The organism is Pseudomonas wuhanensis, assembly GCF_030687395.1.
Classification (GTDB): Bacteria; Pseudomonadota; Gammaproteobacteria; order Pseudomonadales; family Pseudomonadaceae; genus Aquipseudomonas; species Aquipseudomonas wuhanensis.
Genome location: NZ_CP117430.1, coordinates 2003349 through 2021468 on the forward strand (window position 1 = coordinate 2003349; position 18120 = coordinate 2021468).

General features: G+C 60.0%; 16 protein-coding genes, 4 tRNA genes and 1 pseudogene. 12 read left to right on the forward strand and 9 right to left on the reverse strand.

Translation table 11 applies throughout. The features are described 5' to 3' along the window. Positions 1–91: 91 nt before the first annotated feature. From dsbG to dsbD, 3 genes are read right to left on the reverse strand one after another with little or no spacing between them, the layout of a single operon-like run. A complete protein-coding gene (dsbG, locus tag PSH88_RS09175) occupies positions 92–859 on the reverse strand; it encodes a thiol:disulfide interchange protein DsbG (RefSeq protein ID WP_305425912.1) in 768 nt (255 codons plus the stop codon). Continuing rightward, positions 835–1701 (reverse strand): TlpA disulfide reductase family protein, encoded by an 867-nt coding sequence (locus PSH88_RS09180; RefSeq protein WP_305425913.1) that lies wholly within the window; start codon positions 1699–1701, stop codon positions 835–837. The genes dsbG and PSH88_RS09180 overlap by 25 nt, the downstream gene beginning before the upstream one ends. Next, the gene (dsbD, locus tag PSH88_RS09185; protein ID WP_305425914.1) at positions 1701–3437 is read right to left on the reverse strand and encodes a protein-disulfide reductase DsbD; all 1737 of its coding nucleotides are present in this window, start codon (positions 3435–3437) and stop codon (positions 1701–1703) included. Before dsbD ends, PSH88_RS09180 begins: the two co-directional genes overlap by 1 nt. Positions 3438–3590: 153 nt before the next feature. On the opposite strand from dsbD, the gene PSH88_RS09190 reads away from it, so the two are divergent. Both PSH88_RS09190 and PSH88_RS09195 read left to right on the forward strand, forming a co-directional pair. Beyond that, positions 3591–4271, forward strand: a complete 681-nt coding sequence (locus PSH88_RS09190; protein ID WP_038982275.1) for a response regulator — start codon at positions 3591–3593, stop codon at positions 4269–4271. Then, complete coding sequence (locus tag PSH88_RS09195; RefSeq protein ID WP_305425915.1) at positions 4268–5593, forward strand: ATP-binding protein; 1326 nt, start codon at positions 4268–4270, stop codon at positions 5591–5593. The genes PSH88_RS09190 and PSH88_RS09195 overlap by 4 nt, the downstream gene beginning before the upstream one ends. A 54-nt stretch (positions 5594–5647) precedes the next feature. Here the strand turns inward: PSH88_RS09195 and sugE are convergent, their stop codons facing one another. The 3 genes from sugE to rdgC all read right to left on the reverse strand — a co-directional run bounded on the left by sugE (position 5648) and on the right by rdgC (position 8143). Beyond that, positions 5648–5962: a quaternary ammonium compound efflux SMR transporter SugE gene (gene sugE, locus PSH88_RS09200; protein ID WP_008013928.1), complete on the reverse strand. Its 315-nt coding sequence runs from the start codon at positions 5960–5962 to the stop codon at positions 5648–5650. 120 nt (positions 5963–6082) lie between these two features. Then, positions 6083–7048 carry a bile acid:sodium symporter family protein gene (locus tag PSH88_RS09205; RefSeq protein WP_305425916.1) on the reverse strand — a complete coding sequence of 322 codons (966 nt, stop codon included), beginning with the start codon at positions 7046–7048 and terminating at the stop codon, positions 6083–6085. 174 nt (positions 7049–7222) lie between these two features. After that, on the reverse strand, positions 7223–8143 hold the full coding sequence (rdgC, locus tag PSH88_RS09210) for a recombination-associated protein RdgC (protein ID WP_258616096.1): 921 nt from the start codon (positions 8141–8143) through the stop codon (positions 7223–7225). A gap of 160 nt (positions 8144–8303) precedes the next feature. Between rdgC and PSH88_RS09215 the strand changes: the two genes are divergently transcribed. From PSH88_RS09215 to PSH88_RS09230, 4 genes are all read left to right on the forward strand, one after another. Then, positions 8304–8379: transfer RNA gene (locus PSH88_RS09215), tRNA-Val, on the forward strand. Between the two features lie 18 nt (positions 8380–8397). Further along, a tRNA-Asp gene (locus tag PSH88_RS09220) sits at positions 8398–8474 on the forward strand. Positions 8475–8675: 201 nt separating this feature from the next. Beyond that, positions 8676–8751 (forward strand) — tRNA-Val (locus PSH88_RS09225). Between the two features lie 19 nt (positions 8752–8770). After that, positions 8771–8847, forward strand: a tRNA-Asp gene (locus tag PSH88_RS09230). Positions 8848–9009: 162 nt separating this feature from the next. Here PSH88_RS09230 and PSH88_RS09235 read toward each other — a convergent pair. Both PSH88_RS09235 and PSH88_RS09240 read right to left on the reverse strand, forming a co-directional pair. After that, on the reverse strand, positions 9010–10146 hold the full coding sequence (locus PSH88_RS09235; protein WP_305425918.1) for a catalase family protein: 1137 nt from the start codon (positions 10144–10146) through the stop codon (positions 9010–9012). Positions 10147–10149: 3 nt separating this feature from the next. Beyond that, positions 10150–11982, reverse strand: a complete 1833-nt coding sequence (locus tag PSH88_RS09240; protein WP_305425919.1) for a di-heme-cytochrome C peroxidase — start codon at positions 11980–11982, stop codon at positions 10150–10152. Between the two features lie 269 nt (positions 11983–12251). Here PSH88_RS09240 and bamJ point away from each other — a divergent pair, with 269 nt between their 5' ends. From bamJ to PSH88_RS09270, 6 genes and pseudogenes are all read left to right on the forward strand, one after another. Next, a complete protein-coding gene (gene bamJ, locus PSH88_RS09245; RefSeq protein WP_305425920.1) occupies positions 12252–12965 on the forward strand; it encodes a BamJ family beta-barrel-assembly machinery protein in 714 nt (237 codons plus the stop codon). Between the two features lie 295 nt (positions 12966–13260). Continuing rightward, entirely contained in the window at positions 13261–13716 is a 456-nt protein-coding gene (locus PSH88_RS09250) for a YkvA family protein (protein WP_258616082.1), read from the forward strand. Between the two features lie 111 nt (positions 13717–13827). Beyond that, on the forward strand, positions 13828–14169 hold the full coding sequence (locus PSH88_RS09255; protein WP_305425921.1) for a helix-turn-helix domain-containing protein: 342 nt from the start codon (positions 13828–13830) through the stop codon (positions 14167–14169). Further along, a complete protein-coding gene (locus PSH88_RS09260) occupies positions 14166–14537 on the forward strand; it encodes a hypothetical protein (protein WP_007898892.1) in 372 nt (123 codons plus the stop codon). Before PSH88_RS09255 ends, PSH88_RS09260 begins: the two co-directional genes overlap by 4 nt. Then, positions 14538–14945: an SEL1-like repeat protein gene (locus PSH88_RS09265; RefSeq protein WP_305425922.1), complete on the forward strand. Its 408-nt coding sequence runs from the start codon at positions 14538–14540 to the stop codon at positions 14943–14945. A gap of 380 nt (positions 14946–15325) precedes the next feature. Beyond that, positions 15326–15526 (forward strand): annotated as a pseudogene (locus PSH88_RS09270) (hypothetical protein); the annotation flags it as partial. A gap of 338 nt (positions 15527–15864) precedes the next feature. On the opposite strand, the gene PSH88_RS09275 reads toward PSH88_RS09270, so the two are convergent. After that, complete coding sequence (locus PSH88_RS09275) at positions 15865–17658, reverse strand: alpha/beta fold hydrolase (RefSeq protein WP_305425923.1); 1794 nt, start codon at positions 17656–17658, stop codon at positions 15865–15867. Positions 17659–18120: the final 462 nt, after the last annotated feature.

Sequence of the window (18120 nt, forward strand, 5' to 3'; positions counted from 1 at the left end):
CCGCTCCCACAGGAGGTCGAATAACCCTGTGGGAGCGGGCTTGCCCGCAATGGCGTTACCGCTGTCACCACAAATCCGACGGCTGAATTACTTACTTAGGCCCCAGAATCTTCACCAACTTCTCCGGCGTCGGCGCGCCTTGTTGCTGTTGCAGCTGACCTTTGTCATCCATATAGAAAATCGCCGGAGTGGCGGCCAGTTCCAGGTCTTCCATCAACTGCATGTTCGCCGCGAGTTTCGCTTGAATCGCCGGTGGCACGTCTTTCAGCGGCTTGAGCGAACTGCCCTTGCCGGATTTCTCGTGGTCTTCCAGGGCTTTCTGCGGGTCCTTGGCGGCCAGCAGCGCGGCGGATTTGCCGGGACTGTCTTCGCGAATGATACCGACCATGATGTGCCGCAACTGCACCTTGCCAGCCTTGACCCACGGCCGCGCCTGTTCCCAGAACATGTTGCAGTACGGGCAATTCGGGTCGCTGAACAGATAGACGATTCGCGGTGCATCCTTGTTGCCGTCACCGATCCAGTTGCTCGCTTCCATCTTGCCCCAGACTTCCTTGGCCATCGGCGCGTAGACCAGTTTTTGCAACGGCGCGCTGCTCAGGTCATTGCCGTCGGCGTCGTACAGATTGCCGACCAGCACATGCTTGCCGCCCGGGGTCAGGTACAGCGTCATGCCGCGGTTCTGGTACTGCGCCGCATAACCGCGCAGGCCGTCGGGCGCGTCGAAGGTGCCGACGATTTTGGCGCCCTTGGCTTCGATCTTCTTGATCGCTTCAGGCAACTCTTCGGCCTGTACCGACGGCAAGTGCAACAGGGCGGCACCCAGGGTCAACGTCAGCAGGTGGCGGAGGCGGAGCATGGCAGTTTCCTTGAAGGCGTGGCCGAGGTGGCCGGGTTCGGGGTGTCGAAGTTTTCCAGGGCGCGAGCCAGGCTGGCTTCAGAGAGTTCGCCCAGATGGCTGCCCAGCAGATACCCGTCAGGGCTATAGAACAGCGTAGTCGGCAATGCCATGGAACCCACCGCCTGACTCAATCGACCGCTGCCATCGAACAGCACGTTGGTCAGGCTCAGGCCCTGGGTTTCGAGGAAGGTGGCGACGCTCTGCATGCTTTCGGACTGGTTGACGAACAGGAACGTCAGGTCCGGGCGTTGTTGTTGGGCGTTTTCCAGCACCGGCATTTCCCGGCGGCACGGCGGGCACCAAGTGGCCCAAAGGTTGATGACCAGCGGACCGCCCTGGTAGTCGCTGAGCGGAATGGTCTGGCCGGCGGCATTGCGCAGGGTGATCTGCGGCAGGCGCGTGCCTTGTTCGTAAATACCCAGGGAGAACGTCGCCAGCAACCAGAACACCAGACCACTGACCACGCCAAAGCCCAACGGCCGACGCATGCCCGGGCGACGCCAGCCTCGGTACAACGCAGCCAGCAAGAGCACGACCACCCCCGGCCAGGCGAGAAAACCACCGTCGCGCAGGTCGATGATCTGCCACGGATCGTTGCGATACTGCGCCCAGTAGGCGATCACGAAACCGACTCGGGCCGCCAGCATGCCCAGCAGGAACAGGCTGAACAGCACCGACTCCGGGTTCTCGCCGCCACGCTTGGCCACCCGCCAGCCGACAAAGGTCGCCAGCGCCAGGGCACTGATCAACAGCAGGTGATTAAGCGCGATGGCAAAAGTGCCGAGGGTAAGGGTCAGCATTAACGAGCGTCTCGGGTGGTGGTCCAGCGTTGCAGGAAGGTGCCGGCATCGACCTCACCGGTGATGCGCTGGCTGCGGCGCTCTTCACCATTGGGGCCTATCCACAAAAGGCTTGGCGGCCCCGGCACTTTATAACGACCGAGCAGTTCGCGGCTGGCGGCATTGTCGGCGGTGACGTCCAGCCGTAGCAAGCGTACATCGCTGAGCGCATCCAGCACCTGTGCTTTGCCGAAGACCTGTTTTTCCATGACTTTGCACGACACACACCAGTCGGCGTAGTAGTCCAGCAGCACCCACTGGCCCTGAGCCTTGGCGGCATCGAGCTCGCGTTGCAGGGCGGCGGGTTCCTTGATCGTAGTGAATGCATCATGCGCGCTCGGCGCGGCAGTGCCGATACGGCCGGCGCTGTACACCTGCAACGGCTGATACGGATCGTCACTGCCGCCCGCCGCACCGACCACCAGCAGGCTGCCCCATAGACCCAACAGCAGCGAACTGGCGCCGAACAGGTGGGCAATTCGGCCAAAACCTTCAGACTGCTTCCAGGCACTGTAAGCGGCGATCAGCAACAAGGCACCGCACAAGCCGAGCCACAGCGATTCATCCAGCACCGGGCGCAGCATCAGCAGCGCGGTGGCGAGGAACAGGAAACCGAACACGCCTTTGAGCAGGTTCATCCAGGCACCGGGTTTGGGCAAAAAGCGATTGCCGACCGTCACCAGCAGCAACAGCGGTATGCCGATGCCGATGCCCATGGCGAACAGAATCAGCCCGCCGTGCAGCGCATTGCCGCTCTGCGCGATATAGAGCAGGGCACCCGCCAATGGGGCGGTCATACACGGTCCCACCAGCAGGCCGGACAAAGCCCCGAGTACACCGGCACCGATCAGACTGCCACCGCGCTGATTGCGCGAAACATGTTCCAGCCGATCCCGCACGACTACCGGCAATTGCAGTTCGAAGAAACCGAACATCGGCAAGGCCAGCAGCACGAACACCGCCGCAAAGCTGCCCAACAGCCATGGATTCTGCAGCAGCGCCTGAAGGTTCGCCCCGAGCAGCGCGGCCAGCACGCCCATCGCCGCATACACCAGCGCCATACTGACAACGTAACTGCCGGCCAGGGAAAAACCGCGTTTGGGCGTGGCGCCACTGCCCACGATCAATCCCGCCAGAATCGGCAGCATCGGCAAAGAGCAAGGGGTGAACGCCAGCAGCAGCCCCAGGCCGAAGAACACCAGCAGGCTCCAGCCCAACGCCCGTTGCTGCAGGCCGCTGGCCAGGGCCTGGTCGGGCGCCTCTTCAGCAAACGCGGTAAGGACGTTACTTGCGCCAAGGTCGACCACTTGAGTCTGCGGCGGATAACACAACCCGGCATCGGCGCAGCCCTGGAAGCCTACTTTTATCTGACCAGTGGCTCCGGCCGGAATCTTCAGCTCCAGGCCCTGGCGATAGACTTGCTGTTCGCCGAAGAACTCGTCGCTGTGGGACTCACCCTCGGGCAGAGCTGGCACCTGCTCCGGGGCCAGACCGTCGAATTTCAGGCGTTTCTGATACAGGTAGTAATTGTCGGCAATTTGCCAATAGAGCTGGGTTTCCCCGGATTCAAGGCGTTCGGAGGTGAAGGCGAACGCTTTTTCCACCGGGAGAAAATCGGGTTTGGTTTCGAACGGATTCGTTCCAGCCTGGGCCACACCCGAGATCAACAGAACAAAGAATAAAAACAGTCGACGCATGGGTAAGCCTTATCCCTGTGCAAGTGAGGTGCACAGTGGCGGGCGGCGATTAACCGACGATTAACCACACTCGCCTTGTGACAATGGCTCTTGCGGCATAATGTCCGCTTAATCGGCTACCAGCTTAATCACCTTTTTTCTACGGGGCTCACCATGCATGTACTGGTTTGCGAAGACGATGAGCTGATCGCCAGCGGTATCGTTGCCGGGCTAACTGCCCAGGGCTTGACCGTGGAGCATGTCGCCACCGCCTCGGCAGCCCGGGCGATGCTCAAGGTTGCCGAATTCGACGTCATGGTGCTCGATCTCGGTCTGCCCGATGAAGATGGCCTCAAGCTGTTGCAGCAGTTGCGTCACCATGGCCTGGAAATCCCGGTGCTGATCCTCACCGCGCGGGATTCGGTCACCGACCGGGTCGACGGCCTGCAAGCCGGCGCCGACGACTACTTGCTCAAACCGTTCGACCTGCGCGAACTTGCCGCGCGTCTGCACACCTTGTTGCGACGTGTGGCGGGGCGCAGCGTCAACCTGATTGAACACGGTCGTTTGACCTACGACCCGAGCAGCCGCGAAACCCTGCTCGGCGGCCAATCGGTGGATTTGTCACGCCGTGAGCAATCGCTGTTGCAAGCCTTGCTGCACAATCGCGGCCGGGTACTGTCCACCGAACAACTGAAGGACAGCGTCTACGGTTTCAACGACGAGCTGGAAAGCAATGCCCTTAACGTCCACATCCATCACCTGCGGCGCAAACTGGGCAATGGCATCGTCGAGACTGTGCGTGGCCTGGGCTATCGCCTGGGGCCGGCCGATGGCGGAGAACAATCGAAGTGATGAGCCTGCGTTTGCGGCTGAGTCTGACCCTCGGCGCCGCGTTTGCGCTGATCTGGGCCCTGGCCGCCGCCTGGATGCTCAGTGATCTGCGCAACCAGATGATGTTTTCCCTCGACCAGCGGCTGGTGGCGTCGGCGCGGATGGTGGCCGGGCTGCTGGAGCAACTGCCGGCGTTGCCGAGCAAGGGCGAAGGCACTCATTTCAGTGCAGAGCAGCTGAGTATTCCTGGCGGTATGGCCTGCCAGGTCAGCTCGTTGCGCGGTGAAATTCTGGCTCGCAGCCACAGCAGCCCCGAACAAACCCTGGAAGCCGAAAAAATGGGCTTCCACGATCAAATGATCGACGGCGCACCGTGGCGCAGCTTCACCCTGGCGCGCGGTGATGTGCGCATTACCACCGCCGACCGACAAATCGAGCGCGAAGCATTGAACATGTCAATCCTCCTGGCGGCTTCGGTGCCGGTCGGCGTGGCGCTGCTTGGTTGCCTGTGCCTGTTGTGGCTCGGCATCGGTCAGGGGCTGGCACCGCTCAATCGTATGCGCGATGCGCTGATGCGGCGCAGCGCCGATTCCCTGGAACCGTTGCAAATCCAGCCGCTGCCCAGCGAGCTGCAACCACTGCTGGAAACCCAGAATCAGTTGTTCCAGCGCATCGGCAAGACCATCGAGCGCGAACGGCGGTTGACCGGTGATGCCGCGCACGAGTTGCGCAGCCCGCTGACCGCCATCAAAACCCACCTGCAAGTGGCGCGCATGACCGAAGGCAGCGCCCGCGATCAGTCTCTGGCGCGGGCTGAAGAGGGGGCCGACCGGTTGCATCGCACGCTTGAGCAATTGCTGCTGCTGGCGCGCGTGGAGGGCAGTCTGTCGTTCGATGATGGCGTGCAATGCAGCGCCGAGCAGGTGGCGAAACTGGCGATTCAGGATGCAGCCAGCGGTGATCGTCAGCGGATCAAGTTTCAGTTGCCGGCCATATTCTCCGATGCGCCGCTGCAAATGCCCGCGGTGCTGTCGATTGCCGCATTGCGCAACTTGCTCGACAACGCCCTGCGCCATACCCCGGGCGATGGAGCCGTGGAGCTGAGCCTGGAAACCACTGGCGATCGCGTGCGTTTTTTGGTCCGCGATCACGGCCCGGGGATTGCCGAAGACGACCTGCAACACCTGACCCAACGCTTCTGGCGCAACGGCCAGAGCACCGGATGCGGCTTGGGTCTGGCGATTGTCCAGGCCATCGTCCAGCGCTGCGGCTGCACCCTGCATTTCGACAGCCGGCCGGATGGCTTGCGGGTTGAATTGACGATGCCGTTGCAACCCATCTAACAAACGACACGCATCCAGTGTGGGAGCGGGCTTGCTCGCGAAAGCGGTAGTGGCCTAAGCGCTGACCTTAAGCCCTACCAGCCCGGCAATGATCAACGCCACACTGGCGAGTCTGAACAGTGCCATGGATTCACCAAACAAAATGATCCCGGCAATCACCGTGCCCACCGCACCCACGCCAGTCCAGATCGCATAGGCCGTACCCAGCGGCAATTCCTTCATGGCAAGGCCCAGCAGGCCAAGGCTGATCGCCATGGCGGCAATGGTCAGTGCGGTTGGGAGAGGGCGGCTGAAACCGTCGGTGTATTTCAGGCCGACGGCCCAACCGACTTCGAACAGACCAGCAAAAAACAGAATGATCCAGGACATTTGAGACTTCCATCAATGGATGGGGTCGTCCCCAGATTAATCACTCGATCGAGCCGCGAGGTCGTCCCCGCATTGCGCAATAGAGTGCCCCATCATTAACCCGAGGATCAAGTTTTCGGCTTAATCCGCCGCCTGCTGAGCCGCGATTTGCCGGTCTTCTTTCTCGCTCATACGACGGAAGTATGTCGAGAGCAGCGCCCCGGAAATGTTGTGCCAGACGCTGAACAATGCGCTTGGCACCGCCGCCAGCGGCGAGAAGTGTGCACTGGCCAGGGCCGCACCCAGGCCGGAGTTCTGCATGCCGACTTCCAGTGCCAGGGATTTGCGCTGGGCCAGTGGCAGATTGAACAGGCGCCCGGTGAAGTAACCCAGCAAATAGCCGAAACTGTTGTGCAGCATCACCACGGCCATGATCAGCAAGCCGGATTCGGCAATCTTCGCCTGGCTGGCGGCCACGACGGCGGTGACGATGATCACGATGCTCACCACCGACACTAGCGGCAACACGTCTACCGCGTGACGAACCCGATCACCGAGTACGCGCTGGGCAACCACGCCGAGCACGATCGGCATCAGCACGACTTGCAGGATCGACCAGAACAGCTCCATGAACGACACCGGCAACCAGGCCGAGGCCAGCAGCCAGATCAGGGCGGGTGTCAGCAGCGGAGCGAGGAGGGTGGTGACGGCGGCAATGGCCACCGACAACGCCAGATCGCCACGCGCCAGCCAGGTCATCACATTCGACGAGGTGCCGCTCGGGCAGCAGCCGACCAGAATCACACCGACGGCGATTTCCGGCGGCAGGTGGAAAACCTGGCAAAGCAACCACGCCACACCGGGCATGATCACGAAATGGGCAACCACGCCCAGGGCCACGCGCCACGGATGACGCGCGACTTCGGCGAAGTCTTCGAGCTTGAGGGTCAGGCCCATGCCGAACATCACCAGCCCCAGCAGCGGCACGATGGCGCCTTTCAAGCCGATGAACCAGGTCGGTTGCAGAAACGCCACGACGGCGAAAATCAGTACCCAGTAAGCGAAGGTGTTGCCGACAAAACGACTCAATGCAGCGAGTGCGCGCATGGCCTGATCCTTGTTATATAAGTGGGATTTCCAATTTGGAAATCCAATCAATGTGGGAGCTGGCTTGCCTGCGATGGCGGTGTGTCAGACTACATTTAAGCCGTCTGATACACCGTCATCGCAGGCAAGCCAGCTCCCACATTTGATCCGGTTCCTTCAAGGAGAACCGGTTTTTCAGATACCTTGCGGGATCTCTTCACCACCCAACGCTTCAACCATCGACGGCAGGAAGTCGCCGAAGGTCAGCATCATTAGTGTGAAGCTGGCGTCCAGTTGGCCCAGGGCTTCGTCGCCACCGTCCTGTTCCGCCTGATCCTGCAGCAGGTCTTCGAACTTCAGGCGCTTGACCACCATTTTGTCGTCAAGCACGAACGACAGTTTGTCCTGCCAGGCCAGCGACAGTTGAGTGACCACTTTGCCAGTGCTCAGGTGCAGCTGGATTTCTTCGCTGGTCAGGTCCTGACGCTTGCAGCGCACGATGCCGCCGTCTTCGTGGGTGTCACGCAGTTCGCACTCGTCCAGCACGAAGAAATCATTCGCGGCTTTTTGGGTGGTGACCCACTCGGTCATGGTGGCGGTCGGCGACATCTTCACCGTCAGCGGACGCACTGGCAGCGAGCCGATCACTTCGCGCAGAGTGGACAGCAGGTCTTCGGCACGTTTCGGGCTGGCCGAGTTAACCAGGATCAGGCCCTGTTTCGGCGCGATGGCGGCGAAGGTCGACGAGCGGCGGATAAAGGCGCGGGGCAGGAAGGCCTGGATGATTTCATCCTTGATCTGATCGCGTTCCTTTTTGTAGACCTTGCGCATTTGTTCGGCTTCGATCTCTTCGACCTTTTCCTTCACCGCGTCGCGCACGACGCTGCCAGGCAGAATGCGTTCTTCCTTACGGGCGGCGATCAGCAGGAAGTCGCCGCTGATGTGTACCAGCGGCGCGTCTTCGCCCTTGCCGAATGGCGCGACGAAACCGTAGGTGGTCAACTCCTGGCTTGCACATGGACGCGCCAGCTTGGTGGCCAGTGCAGTTTCCAACGCCTCGGCATCAAAAGGCAGATCTTGGGTCAGGCGATAGATAAGCAGGTTTTTGAACCACATGGGATGAGTCTCTCCTTTATACAAAGGGGGGCATTATTGTCCTCCGGGTGCCATAGGCCAACCCTTCTCTAAGCCTTTGGAAGGCCTGATAAAATTAATTTAAAAAGTGCTTGCCAGAGGTTGGGTCGCTCCGTAGAATGCGCGCCACACCGAAAGTGAAGGGTGATTAGCTCAGCTGGGAGAGCGTCTGCCTTACAAGCAGAATGTCGGCGGTTCGATCCCGTCATCACCCACCATTCGCTTTAGTGTTACGCGCAGCGGTAGTTCAGTCGGTTAGAATACCGGCCTGTCACGCCGGGGGTCGCGGGTTCGAGTCCCGTCCGCTGCGCCATATTCGGTAACCTGGAACGCTGAACGCCAGGTCACCACGGAAAAGCCCGCTAACGCGGGTTTTTTTCTGTCCATAGTTATGTGTAAGTTGTTCCTGCAGGTCGCGTCGTTTTACCGGTTTTCAGATTTTTTTGATTTTTTATCAATTAAATCAACACTTTATGAAAATCTGTGGCACAATGCGCCCCGCAACGAAGGTAAAGGGTGATTAGCTCAGCTGGGAGAGCGTCTGCCTTACAAGCAGAATGTCGGCGGTTCGATCCCGTCATCACCCACCACTTACTTTCAACGCTACGCGCAGCGGTAGTTCAGTCGGTTAGAATACCGGCCTGTCACGCCGGGGGTCGCGGGTTCGAGTCCCGTCCGCTGCGCCATATTCGGTATCTGGAACGCTGAACGCCAGGTCACCACGGAAAAGCCCGCTTAATGCGGGCTTTTTGCTGTCCGGGATTTGGCTTTGTGCTGGATCCGCTGAAAAAAACGATCTGTCAGGTCAAGTGCAATCCATGTGGGAGCGGGCTGCTAACTGGCATTGCCTATTGTTCGACGTTACGACTGTGCCGGTAATCGCTGACGGCCTCGTACACCGCTTTGCGCAACCGGTTGATCCCGCCAATCGGCCTATGGGCCTCAAGCCCGAACCATGGATTGAACGATAGATTGTCGCATTGCAGGTTCAGCGCCGGGGTGTCGAAATCCTGGGCAGGCAGTTTGATTCGGGCCACGGTTTCGAAGGGCGCGTCGCTTTCGCTCCACTCGATACTGGTGTCTTCGATCGGCATGTACTTGCCCGCGTCCTGACGCTGGATCTGCAAGACGAAACACGCCGGCACCCGATCGGTCGACAGCTGCTGGTTCAGCGCACTGCGCAGGAAGTTCGGCAGGTTTTGATTTTGCGTGGGTAGCACGTAAGCCGGGCAGCTATCAGGATCCGGCATCACCCGGAATTTGGCGTTGGCTTCACCAAACTTGTACGGCGAAACCGAAAAGTAAGTGGTCTGCGTCGGGCTTGCCGGGGCAGGGGAGAGCGTCGCCAGCGCAATAAACAGATGGCGAACCTGCCAGGTGCGCGGGTCCCAGCCCGGGAAGAACGCCATCGCCTTTTTGCCATCAGCCTGAGCGGCCACATTCTGACGATACTCCGCGACATCGCTGACAAAGAAGTTAGGATGGTTGAACATCACGAAATCCTGTTCGTTGCGCCCTTGTCGGTCACTCAGCAACTGTTTACCAGGCACATCGAACAGTTTGATCGCCATGCCCCGAGCATCGCGGATGCTGTCGAACTGCGGATACGCATTGCCATTGGACAGCCGTATCGTCGCTTGCCAGGTTTTGCCGGGCTCGCTGAACACGCCTTGACGTAACGCCACCGCCAGATCCGGCAGCACCTGAACCTCGGCCTTTACGCAGCCATGGGCCTTGGCATGGGCATCGCGCAGGTAGCGGGTACTTTCGCGGTGTTGATCGACGATACGCACGGCCGTCTGGATGATGTCCTGGGTCATTGCCGCTTCGCCGTCCGGAATCAGTTCTTCAGCCGATACCGGGCCGCGATGCTGCCAGGCGGACCAGGCCATGATCAGCGCCCAGCCGAGCAGGCCCAGACCCAGCAACCACAGCAGGGTTTTGCCGAGGAAGGCGCCCAGGCGCAACCAGAGAGTGATCAGCATGGGTCAATCCTTTTGACTGAGAAGGCGGTCTGGCAATTGCGACTCCATCGGGCCGCCCAATACTTTCAGGTATTCCAGCAGCGCCCAGCGTTCCTCCGGTTGCAGCAGGCGACCAATGACGCCGTTCCCGCGCTCGCCTGCGCGGAACTCGTGGCCGCTGTTGTGATTGCCGGTGATGCGCGTGTCGAACACAAAACCGTTGGTGAAGGCTTCGGTGCGATAACCCAAATGTTTGGGGTCGTATTCGAAGGTGCCTTTGTAGAACGTGGTGGCGCGTTCGTTCTGGGGCGAGAGCAGTTGATAAATGCTCGGTACCGAACCGTTGTGCAAAAACGGCGGCGTGGCCCAGACGCCCGCCAGTGGTCGGGCTTTGTAGCTGCGCAACTCTTGAACGCCGATCGGCAGGCCGAATCCGTCCAGGTTCGGGCGCTCTGCGGGTGTCACATTGGCTTTGCGGTAGGCTTGGTTGCCCACGAAAGCAGTGACATAAGCGAGCCCCTTGGCCACGGACAATTGGCTCATATCCAAGGGTTCTGTGGGTTTGGGATGCAGTTGTACATCCAGTTGCGCAAGCTCTGCCGGATCCCACTGCAAGGCCGTCAGATCGAAGCGATGGTCGGCAATGTTGTTGGCGGCGCCGGGGTCTGTGCCAATCACCTCCACAGGCAGTAATTTCAGATGTTGCACGGGTCTGCTGTCGCTTTGGGTGACGCGGGGGACATGACACCCGGCGCAGTTTTCAGCGAACAGTTCGCGGCCTTTTGCGGCCAGGGGTTTGTCGATGTTGCCCAACAGGGCTTCCGGCCAGGCAGGCGGTTTGAGTCGTTGCAGGGTTTCTTCGATCCGGTGCAGATCGCGCACCCGGACGCTGGACGGGTAGCGGTCGTCGCCCTTGAGCGGCTGCCCGCTGCTGTCGAAGAAATTCAGCGTGGCGCCCACACCCAAGGCTTCGCCGATATTACGGGCCATCGGTTGCTGCGCCGAACCGTTCCACTGCACCCAGTCGAAGGTCCACATGTCCCACAGTTGCGGGTAGTCCACCGGAGCGTTAGCCACGCGGTAGTTGGCGGGTGAAATCGCGTCGCCGAAGCTGGCGTTGGCAATTCGCCCGAAGGCATCGGTGCGGCCGGGGCCTTCTTCGGTGGGGTAGAGGCCGCGATGGGTATCGTTCCAGGCCACTTTCAAGAAGGTATCGAGTGAGACTTTAAAATCCTGGCGTAGTTGCTGATGCCGCGCGTCGTAGTCCTGACCCAGAACGTTGCGGGCGAAGCGTTCGAATTTCCAGGGGTTGTAGTAAGTCGAGGCGAGGCTGGCCACCAGTGCCTGGCCGAAGCTGCCGCCACGCAGGGTCGGAACGCTGGACGGCAATACATGCTGGGCCGAGCCACCGTCGATGCGCACGGCTTGGCCATTGAAGCGCAATTCGCCGGTGTGGCAGGCGGCGCAAGTGATGTCCAGAAACTCGTCCTGGCTGCCGGGGTTTTGATGACGGGCAAAACCGACGGGCAGGTTACCAGGGTTGTTCGGCGTGGCTTTCTGGCTCGGGTCGATCAGAAAACCAAAGCGTGCGAGGTATTCGGGAGCGGCGAATCGGCGCTGCGAGAAGGGCAGTTCCAGGGCGTTGAACCAGTCATAGCGCAAGCCTTTGACTTGGGTACCCTGAGGCGTGAAGTAGTAAGCCTGGCGGTCAGCGGCGCTCCATTGCTCCAGGTAATTCACCTGTTGCGCCGGTGACCAGGCTGGCAATTTCGGGTTGGCGACATAGTACAGCACCACGGCGAGGCCAAGCCCCAGCAGTACTGCGATCAGAATCAGCAAGCGGATTATGAGGCGCACGATAAACATCCTTGTCAATTTGTAGCTCTCTTATGCCTCAGCTGACGAGGTGCGGCAAGAGGCCATTACGCCAGAGGCTGTGGGAACGGGTCCTTGAGTCTGTAAGAGCCAAATGACAGAAGCTTCATCCTTCTATGGCCGAAATGCGTTTAAACACCTGAACTTATCAGACGTTTCCTGCTCTCATGCCGGTAGCCATTGGTCGTGGCGGCCTGATAAGCTCGCGGCTTTACTCGATTGCCCTTTAGGCGCATGAACAAGGAAATAGCATGAAACAGCATCGGTTGGCGGCGGCGGTGGCCCTGGTTGGCCTGGTACTTGCGGGTTGTGATTCGCAGACCAGCGTAGAGCTGAAAACCCCGGCGCAAAAAGCTTCCTACGGTATCGGTCTGAACATGGGCAAAAGCCTGGCTCAGGAAGGCATGGATGACCTGGATTCCAAAGCGGTAGCCCAGGGCATCGAAGATGCCGTCGGCAAGAAAGAACAGAAGCTGAAAGATGAAGAGTTGGTTGAAGCCTTCGCCGCACTGCAAAAGCGTGCTGAAGAGCGTTTGGCCAAGATGAGCGAAGAGTCGGCAACTGCTGGCAAGAAGTTCCTTGAAGAAAACGGCAAGAAAGCGGGTGTCGTCACCACGGCTTCCGGCCTGCAGTACGAAGTGGTCCAGAAGGCGGATGGCGCACAGCCTAAGCCTACCGACGTAGTGACTGTTCACTACACTGGCAAACTGACCAATGGCACCGTTTTCGACAGTTCCGTCGAGCGCGGCAGCCCGATCGATCTGCCAGTCAGCGGTGTGATTCCGGGTTGGGTCGAAGGCCTGCAACTGATGCACGTTGGCGAGAAGTACAAACTGTACATCCCTAGCGAACTGGCTTACGGCGCCCAAAGCCCGAGCCCGGCGATTCCAGCCAACTCGGTGCTGGTATTTGACCTGGAGCTGCTGGGCATCAAGGATCCAGCCAAACAAGACGCCACCAAGTAATCCGCGTCTGCTCGAAAAAACAACGCCTCGCTTATGCGGGGCGTTGTTGCATCTGGAGTTCGTTGAAGGTAAACAAAACGAACGGATGCGGTACGCTGGAGTCATAGCCAGTGACAGTGCCCGAGCTAGACGTACCGGCGCGCCAAGTCAATGAAATCTTGGGTTTTTTTATGTGAGTAAAAAACGCCCGATCTGAGTCAGACCCTTATGAAACGGGGCTTTCAGCGATGAAATGCAGCTCTGTTCACAAGGTTATCCACAATTTGTGTGGATAACATTTCAGCGGGAGGAAAAGATGAAAATGCCCTGGAATTTCGCTCGTTTCCTGCCACTGGCCGGGCGTCTGCTCGCCCGTGGCCGTTTGCCGACCCTGCTGTTTGCTGTTGCCAGCAAAGGTGCCAGCCAGGGTAATCGTCTGGGCAAGCTCAAAGACGATCTGCGGCTGTTGCAGGCACTCTGCCTGGCCTACTGGCGTGGCGAATACCGGGCCATCAGCCCGAAAGCATTGGTCTCGGTGGTGGCCGGCCTGATGTATTTCCTGAGCCCGGTCGATGCCATCCCGGATTTCATTCCGGTATTCGGCATGCTCGACGACATTGCCGTGCTGGCCTGGTTGATGAAAGTCCTCGATGACGAACTCAACGCCTTCCGTGCCTGGCGCAAGCGTCAGTTGCCGGAAAAGCTCGCAGTGGTCGAACGCCTGCCTGATACCCCGGAACAACTGCAACTTCAGGGCCCGAAAAAAACCTGAACCGATTCAGGATCATCCATATTCATACCCCCGCGACCTTGGCCGCTGTTAGGATTACACTTCTAGGGAAAAGCGCCGACTCGCTAAGTGTCGTTGTCCTACGGGGTAGTCATGGATATTCAGATAATTACACGCGAAGGCGAACCCGAATATGCGGTTCTGCCATGGGCTCAGTATCAGGCTCTACTGAAAGCAGCAGGCATCAAGCAACAACCACCGCGTGACGCCAAAGTGCCTCCCGCGGCGGCACCAGACCAGATTCTTCCGGGTCTGGATCAACTACGCAATTTGCGCGAAGGGAAGGGCATCGCCATTGAGGCGCTGGCCCGCACGGTAGGCATCAGCCCGTCATATCTCGCCTTGATCGAAAGCGGTGAGCGTCAACCCGACGCTGCTATTCGCCGCAGCCTCGCCTGGGAATTGACGGTGCCAGGATGGAGGGATGAATCGTGAGCGTACGCATCAGTCGTCAACATTGGGATGGATTGCTGGGGGAGCTGGATCAGGCGCGCCGTCAGCGCCATCTTTTGACTTATCGGGCGTTGCTGGAGCGTTTGCAGCTACCCACGCCCGCCATGCAAACCTTGACCGCAGCCCTTGAGCACCTGGCCGCGCTGGATGCCAGAGCCGAGCAGCCGTTGCGCAGCTCGTTGGTGATCAGCCAGGGCGCCAGCCGCTTGCCGCGCACCGGCTTCTTCGAATGCGTCGAGCGCCTCGGGCGCTTCTCCGGACCGTCCGATGGCGTGGCTGCCGCGTCCTGGCATGCCTCGGAAGTGGTGCGGGTGTTCGAATACGAGTACCCCGAGTCGGCGGAAGCCTGAGTGTTCCTGCGACTCAAGGCGCGGGCCGGTTACTGGCTGGCCCGCCGGTTGTTCCACTGGTCGTGGTTTGTGCGTCAGCCGCGAGGCTGGAGTTGGCTCGAGGGCCAGTTCGCGCGTATGGCGAACCTGGGTGATGTCGGCGCCCAGAGCTTCTACGGCCACATCCTGACCTTTCGCGGTGTCGGTCTTGGGGCTCGCGAGGAGGGGGTGCGATTACTGCGCCTGGCCGCGTTGGCGGGGGATGGCAAGGCGGCCTATCAGGTTGGCGTGATCAGCCTGGCGGGGACGCCGAGCAAGGCGCCGGATCCGGTGGAAGCAGCTCGCTGGTGGGAAATGGCGGCGAAGGCCGGGCATCCGCTGGCCGAAATCAAATTGAAAGAGTTGGCGTCTCGTGGTTCTGTAGATTAAACCAATTGCATGTCTGACAAACGAACGTGGCGTGAGGGGAACCTCCCGCCACGTTTGCGTTTTTGCCTTCTTGTTGATTAATGGAGTGATCATTAGCGAATCGCCCTACATCAACATCATCCTTTCCCGACTTCTTTCCTGATTGATCCCCCGCAAAGTCTCGCGCGTTTATTGCCGGGCAGATCCATCGGAGATTTCGGCGCATCAAGCGCCACCAGTTCGGCGTTTTTTATCGTCTGTGTTTTATGGTAGCTGTGCGCGGGGCGCTTTCGAGTGCGCCGGGTGCCTAACGTCCCGGTCTTCCACACTTGCGTACAGCCGCCACCTATTGCGTGGAAGTGATTTCTGGCAGCTCCGATCCATACGTTAGGAATCAAACAATGACAGCAATTACCCCTGATCCACCCTACGAAAATCCAACTCCCCACCCCAAAAACTGCTTCATGGCGCTCACCAGCAACTGCACCGACATGCCCACGCTGTTTGTCGATACCCACGCGCCACTCGATATTTTGACCGACGCTGCCAGCTATCGAATTCGCGCCGTCACAAAGGTACTTGAGAACCTGTCCATGCGCGGCCCCGGCACATTCTTCGTGTGGTGTTTGGCCTGTGATGCCATCTCTGCCAATTGGCTAGCATCGAATTGTCCGCAGGACTGGATGGGCAAGGGGACTGATATTTTTGAAGGAAACAAATCAGTCCCCTTTTTTTCACACTTTTTTCCGCAAAAGCTTTTCCGATCTTCACGCGGATGCGAGACGTTGGCCACCGCAGCAACCTTCAAGCCTGATCTTCAGCCATCTACCATCGATCATGACGAGACTCACGGGGCGCACCGCTCGGTCGATCCTCACCTGGGTAAAGCGCTGAAACCCACGGGGTGGCGTGGGGTCAGCTCGAGGAAGAGATGGCAGCCTCAACGCTCCATGACATAGGTGCCAGGTGCGGGGCAAAGGGGCGGGTACTTGCGCGAGCCGAGCTTCTTCGGTGCCGGCAGGATGTCGCCCGAGCGCTGCCCGATCCATTCGCGCCAATGCGGCCACCAGCTGCCTTGCTGGCGCTCCCCGGCGTTTTGCAGCCAGGTCTCCGGGGTCTCGGCGGTGGCAGGCGCCGCGTAGTAGAACGACTTGGGGTTGCCCGGCGGGTTCACCAGGCTCTGCAGATGGCCGGCGTTGGACAGCACGTAGGTTGTGTCCTCACCCAACAGCCGGGCAGTGCCGTAGCAACCCTGCCAGGGGGTGATGTGGTCGGTGGTGCCGCCAACCACATAGGCTCCCACCTTCACTTGGGTCATGTCGATCGACTCGCCGGCAATCTCAAGGGAGCCCGGGTTGCTGTAGGGGTTCTGCTGGACCAGGTCGAGGTAGTCCGCGTGCAGTTGGGCGGGTAGCTGCGTGGTGTCGTTGTTCCAGGCCAGGATGTCGAAGGCCGGCGGCTTATTGCCAAGCAGGTAGTTGTTGACCCAGTAGTTCCAGATCAGGTCGTTGGGCCGCATCCAGGCGAACATGCGGGCCATGCTCTGGCCGCTCAGCACGCCCTTGCGCCGGGAGCTGGCCTTGGCTGCGCGCAGGGCGGAAGGGGTGGCGAATAACCCCAGGGTGGTGTCGTCCAGCACCGAGGGCATGTCGAGTACGCACACGGCCCAGCTGGTGTTGGCCACCTTGGGGCCTTCGCCACGAGCCGCCAGCCAGCCCAGGTAGGCGGCCAAGGTGATGCCCCCCGAGCAGGAGCCCCACATATTCACATCCGGGCTACCGGTGATCTTGCGCGCCACGTCCACAGCCTGGTCGAGGCACAGCGCGTAATCGGACAAGCCCCAGTCACGGTGCTCGCTGGTGGGATTGCGCCAGCTGATGACGAAGAAGTTCACGCCGCTGTCCTGAATCCACTTGATCAGGCTTTTCTCCGGCGACAGATCGATGGCGTAGTACTTGTTGATTTGCGGTGGCGACATCACCAAGGGCCGGGCATAGACCTTTTCGGTGGTGGGCGCGAACTGCAGCAGCTCGAACATCTCGGTGCGAAATACCACTTCGCCCTTGGCCGTGGCGATGTTTTCCCCAACCTTGAACGGCGTGCTGTCGACCTGCCTCGGAAGCCCACGGTTGTTCAGCATATCCTCGCCGAATTGGCGGAGGCCCCTGGCCAGGCTCATGCCACCGGTGTCTACCAGCTTGCGCAGCGCCGCCGGATTGGTCAGCGGCGAGTTGCTCGGTGCCATTGCATCGGCCAGGAGTGCTGCTACGAATCGGGCTCGGCTCTTTTCCAGCGGGGCAAGGTCGGTGGATTCGATGAAGCGGGTCAGCTCACTTTGCCCGGCCAGGTAGGCCTGCAGCAGCGCGCGCAGGAAGGCGTTGGATTGCCAGGCCGGATCGACGAAACGCTTGTCCTTCGGGTCCGGCGCGATATCGGAGTTGCCGCCGACGATGCCGCGCAGCTCCTTCAGGTAGCCACCCAGATGAGCGCCAGCCTTGAGCGGCGACTTACCCACGGCCTTGAGCAGGTAACCGGCCGAGCTGGCCAGGTCCGCCGCGCGCATGCTGACTAGCGGATTGCCTGCCAGGGCCTGATTGGCAGCGATGCCGATCTGCTTTTGTTGCTGGGGGTTGTCCGGGAGATCGCCATCCTTGCGAGCGCGACGTTTTCGGCCGGTCACCGGGGGGCGCTGGGTGGGGGTTACGGTCTCGCTCGCTCGGGTAGATCTGCTCATGGCGGCTCTCGTGTTTCTGGCGCTGGGCCCGGTTGCGGTGTTTGTCTCCGACTCTAGGGTGCAGCGGGTGCGGCCACCTCGCATCGCACGACAGCGAATTTACATTTCATGACAAGGGGCATCGTGGACTGACGAGCTGAATGGGCGGCCTGCGGGACAGTCAGTGGCTACTGGTTGCCGTGCATGGTGAAATCTGGGGGAAGAAAAAATCGTAAAAAGTGGGCAGATTTATTTTCCGTTCCCAAACGAGCGCTTATGGCTGTGGGGGAGGGCAGACATCGGCCAGAAGCTGCCACTCGCATTCAACACGAGCACATCAAATTCAACTCCAGCCTACTGATCGAAGATCTGACGAAACAAGCGAACAGCCCAATCGACACTGTGATGGGGCATCCCCGCAATCAATGTCTATGCTTTGACCTGTGTGCAAAACGCTCCCACCGGTAATCCGTGCTGTTCTAC

Bases quoted from the DNA above. Each gene is read 5' to 3' on its own strand.
- dsbG (WP_305425912.1), bottom strand. From the start codon at position 859: ATGCTCCGCCTCCGCCACCTGCTGACGTTGACCCTGGGTGCCGCCCTG.
- PSH88_RS09180 (WP_305425913.1), bottom strand. From the start codon at position 1,701: ATGCTGACCCTTACCCTCGGCACTTTTGCCATCGCGCTTAATCACCTG.
- dsbD (WP_305425914.1), bottom strand. From the start codon at position 3,437: ATGCGTCGACTGTTTTTATTCTTTGTTCTGTTGATCTCGGGTGTGGCC.
- PSH88_RS09190 (WP_038982275.1), top strand. From the start codon at position 3,591: ATGCATGTACTGGTTTGCGAAGACGATGAGCTGATCGCCAGCGGTATC.
- sugE (WP_008013928.1), bottom strand. From the start codon at position 5,962: ATGTCCTGGATCATTCTGTTTTTTGCTGGTCTGTTCGAAGTCGGTTGG.
- PSH88_RS09205 (WP_305425916.1), bottom strand. From the start codon at position 7,048: ATGCGCGCACTCGCTGCATTGAGTCGTTTTGTCGGCAACACCTTCGCT.
- rdgC (WP_258616096.1), bottom strand. From the start codon at position 8,143: ATGTGGTTCAAAAACCTGCTTATCTATCGCCTGACCCAAGATCTGCCT.
- PSH88_RS09235 (WP_305425918.1), bottom strand. From the start codon at position 10,146: ATGCTGATCACTCTCTGGTTGCGCCTGGGCGCCTTCCTCGGCAAAACC.
- bamJ (WP_305425920.1), top strand. From the start codon at position 12,252: ATGAAACAGCATCGGTTGGCGGCGGCGGTGGCCCTGGTTGGCCTGGTA.
- PSH88_RS09250 (WP_258616082.1), top strand. From the start codon at position 13,261: ATGAAAATGCCCTGGAATTTCGCTCGTTTCCTGCCACTGGCCGGGCGT.
- PSH88_RS09255 (WP_305425921.1), top strand. From the start codon at position 13,828: ATGGATATTCAGATAATTACACGCGAAGGCGAACCCGAATATGCGGTT.
- PSH88_RS09275 (WP_305425923.1), bottom strand. From the start codon at position 17,658: ATGAGCAGATCTACCCGAGCGAGCGAGACCGTAACCCCCACCCAGCGC.